This window comes from Streptomyces sp. URMC 123, assembly GCF_051386515.1.
In the GTDB taxonomy this organism is placed as follows: domain Bacteria; phylum Actinomycetota; class Actinomycetes; order Streptomycetales; family Streptomycetaceae; genus Streptomyces.
This window is the reverse complement of the sequence record NZ_JBPQTV010000644.1, coordinates 1-984: the sequence shown is the minus strand read 5'-3', so window position 1 is coordinate 984 and position 984 is coordinate 1. Positions and strand designations below refer to the sequence as shown.

Annotated in this window: 1 protein-coding gene; it reads left to right on the top strand. The window is 81.2% G+C overall.

Annotated elements, in window-relative coordinates; all coding sequences use genetic code 11:
* The coding region (locus ACSNOD_RS31400; RefSeq protein WP_436770474.1) for an FtsK/SpoIIIE domain-containing protein at window positions 1–984 on the top strand (984 nt) is incomplete at both ends.

Genomic DNA, 984 nt, shown 5'->3' with positions numbered 1-984 from the left:
CGAGGGCCCCGTCACCGTCGTCGTGCTCGACGGCGACCCCGGCCACCCCGCCCTGCGCGAGGCCGTGGCGCGGCTCGCCGCGCACGGCGCGGCCGCCGGCATCCATGTGGTCTGTCTGACCGAGTCGCCCGCCGCCTCGCCGCTGTCACCCGTGGCCGCCACCTACGAGGCCGCGTGCGCCACCTCCGCCGCGTTCGCCGAGTGCGGGGCGGTCGCCCTGCTCAGCGGGGACGTGGCCACCGCGCTGCGGCTGCTGCGGCCGGCCGGCGGGCCGGGGCGCCGGGAGCCGGTGGACCAGGGCGTGCCGGCGGCGGTGGACGCCGTGTCGGCCGCGTGGGCCGAGCGGTTCGCGCGGGCGCTGGCCCCCCTGCGCGCCGCCGACAGCCGCACCGCGCACCCGACGCGGGCCGAACTGCCCCGCTCCGCGCGGCTGCTGGACGAGCTGGGGCTGGCGCGCGCCACGCCGGCGTCGCTCACGGCCCGCTGGGCGGCGGCGGCCGACCCCGTGGCGGCCGGCGGGCGCGAACAGGTGCGCACCGTGCTGGGCGCCGGCCCGCGCGGCCCCCTGGAGATCGACCTCGCCGCCGAGGGCCCCCATCTGCTGATCGAGGGCGCGGCCGGCACCGGGAAGACGGAGCTGCTGCGGTCGCTCGCGGCCTCGCTCGCCGCCGCCGACCGCCCCGACCGGCTGTCGCTGGTCGTCGTCGACGGCGGTGGCATGGAGCGCGGCGCGGGACTGCGGGTCTGTACGGACCTGCCGCACGTCTCGACGTATCTCGCCGCGTCCGGGCCGGTGCGGATGCGGGAGTTCGCGCAGGCGCTCACCTCCGAGCTCAAGCGGCGGGCGGACCTGCTGGGCCCCTGCGACTTCGCCGACCGGCGGGCCCTGCGCGCGCCGGCCGCCGCGCAGGTGGTGGCGCCGCGCCGCGCGGGCGAGGGGCGGCGGGGCGAGGGCGAACCCGCCACCGGCGCCGCGCCGAGAGC